General features: G+C 73.4%; 1 protein-coding gene. It reads left to right on the plus strand.

The genetic code is table 11. The annotated features are described in order from the left end of the window. A partial coding sequence (locus HMPREF3105_RS06870) for a bifunctional copper resistance protein CopD/cytochrome c oxidase assembly protein (RefSeq protein WP_141762449.1) occupies positions 1 to 2,157 on the plus strand: 2,157 nt, incomplete at its 5' end. Positions 2,158 to 2,214 lie beyond the last annotated feature (57 nt).

Consider the following 2,214-nt stretch of genomic DNA (forward strand, 5'->3'; position numbering starts at 1 on the left):
TGGGTGCTCGTGGCCGCCGCGGGAGCCGCCGGCCTCGCCGCCGCCGGCTGGCTGACCGGCGTCACCGCCGCGCGCCAGCTCTCCGACCCGGGGTGGATCACCCGCTGGGGCGTGCCCGTGGGGGAGCTCGTCTCCAACGTGGCGATGTCCCTGACCATCGCCGCGCTGATCTTCGCGGCCGGGGTCCTGCCGCCGCACGCGGCGGGCACGGAACGGTGGCACCGCTCCGCCCGGCAGCGGCGCGAGGACGCGGACGCCGCACCGCTGCCCGAGCACCCCGCGTTCACCCGCGTGATGCAGATCGCCGCCGTCAGCGCCGGCGTGTGGACGGTGGCCGCGCTGGCCGTCGGCGTGCTGTCCTACTCGGATCTCGCCGGCGTCCCCGTCACGGCGGGGCAGAGCTTCACGGACGGCCTGGCCGCCTACGTGGTCGGCATCTCGGTGGGCCAGGCGTGGTTCTGGGTCACCGTGATCGCCGCCGTCGTGACCACGTTGGCGATCGCCGTCCGCTCCCACAACGGCCTGTTCTGGACCGGCATCCTGGCGATGCTCGCCCTCGTGCCCCTGGCCCTGATCGGGCACGCGGCGGGCGGTGACGACCACAACGGCGCCGTGAACTCGATCGGCCTGCACCTGCTCGGCGTCGTCGTGTGGGTGGGCGGACTGCTCGTGCTCGTCGCGATCTCGGACACCCTCGTCGGGCCCAACGGGGCGCAGGGGCGGGGCCGCAGCCTGCGCCGGCAGGGTCCGGCGCCCCTGCTGCACACGGTCCTGACCCGGTACTCCGTGCTCGCCGGGCTGGGCCTGGTCACGGTGGCGCTGTCCGGTGTGGTCAACGCGTCGATCCGCATGGACGATCCGGCTCAGCTGCTGAGCCCCTACGGCATCCTCGTGTCGGCCAAGTTCCTGGCGGCCCTGGGCCTCGGCCTGATCGGCCTGCTGCACCGCCGGTGGGTGATCCCCCGCCTCGACGCCGGTCCGGACCGTCCCAGCCCCGCCCCCGCGCGTCGCCTGCTGTGGCAGCTCATCGCCGTGGAGGCCGTGATCATGGGCGCCGTCATGGGCGTCTCCTCCGTGCTCTCCCGGACGGCCCCGCCCGTGCCGGAGGAGATCGCGCCGGACGCCTCCCCGGCCCGCATCCTCACCGGCTACGAGCTGCCGCCGGCCCTCGAGGGCGCCCGGTGGATCACGATGTGGCGGTTCGACTGGCTGTGGGTCGCGATCATCGCGTTCCTGACCCTCTGGTACCTGCGCTCCGTGTGGCAGCTGCGCCGCCGCGGCGACCGCTGGCCCGTGCTGCGCACCGTCGCGTGGCTCGCGGGCCTGGCCGTGCTGCTGTGGGCGACCTCCGGGTCCCCGGCCGTGTACGGCCGCGTCCTGTTCAGCGCGCACATGGTGGGCCACATGACGCTGACGATGCTCAGCCCCGTCTTCCTCGTCCTGGGCGCGCCGATCACCCTGGCGCTGCGGGCCCTGCCGTCCCGCACGGACGGGACGCGCGGCCCGCGCGAGTGGATCCTGTGGATCGTGCACTCCCCGTGGGGGCGGTTCATCACGAACCCGATCGTGGCGGGGGTCAACTTCGCCGGCTCGATCCTGGTGTTCTACTACACGGACTTCTTCCGGTTCTCGCTGGAGACCCACGTGGGCCACGAGTTCATGAACGTCCACTTCCTGCTGACCGGGTTCCTGTTCGCCCTGGTCATGATCGGCTCGGATCCGCTGCCGCGCCGGCCCCCGTACGCCCTGCGGCTCGTGCTGCTGATGGCCACGATGATCTTCCACGCCTTCATCGGCGTCGCCATGACCTCCTCCACCGGCCTGATGCAGGCGTCCTGGTTCGGCAACATGGGCCGCGACTGGGGCCCCACCGCCCTCGAGGACCAGCGCATCGGCGGCGCGGTGATGTGGGGCATCGGCGAGTTCCCCACCGTGATGATGGCGGTGATGGTGGCCGTGCTCTGGTATCGCAGCGACCGCAAGAACGCGGTCCGGCTGGACCGGCAGGCCGACCGCGACGGCGACGCGGAGCTGCGCCGCTGGAACGAGATGTACGCCCGCATGCACGGCACCCCGGTCACCGACGCCCCGAGCGGCGCCGAGCCCGTGGCCCGTGACTCCTCCACCGGCCCCGAGGAGGCCCGTGATGTCCGCTGACCTCCTCCCTCCCCTCGGCCGCCCGGCCGCGCCCCGGCGTGGTCGGCTGCGCCTCGC

Source organism: Micrococcus sp. HMSC31B01 (assembly GCF_001816085.1).
In the GTDB taxonomy this organism is placed as follows: Bacteria; Actinomycetota; Actinomycetes; order Actinomycetales; family Micrococcaceae; genus Micrococcus; species Micrococcus luteus.